Raw genomic sequence first — 257 nt, 5'->3', positions numbered from 1 at the left:
ATCGGGTCAACCGCATGAATCCCAACAAGCACGCCGGCATGATCTACGCCAGCAACCTTTGCACCGAGATCGCCCAAAATATGTCGCCCACCGTTCAATACGAGGAAACGATCGACGGGGACACCATCATCACCTACAAGAAAGCGGGGGATTTCGTCGTCTGCAACCTGTCCTCGATCAATCTGGGAAAAGCGGTTCCGGATGGCGTCCTGGAGCGTCTGATCCCCATCCAGGTGCGAATGCTGGACAACGTGATC

The 257-nt window shown here is 55.6% G+C and carries 1 protein-coding gene; it reads left to right on the top strand.

Going from position 1 to position 257, the window contains the following annotated elements; genetic code table 11:
- A partial coding sequence (locus RZO55_RS03250) for a ribonucleotide reductase barrel domain-containing protein (protein WP_500683302.1) occupies positions 1-257 on the top strand: 257 nt, incomplete at both ends.

The organism is Clostridium boliviensis, assembly GCF_033342255.1.
GTDB lineage: Bacteria > Bacillota > Clostridia > Lachnospirales > Lachnospiraceae > Lacrimispora > Lacrimispora boliviensis.
The sequence above is the reverse complement of the archived record's forward strand: the minus strand, read 5'-3'. Positions and strand labels throughout refer to the sequence as shown.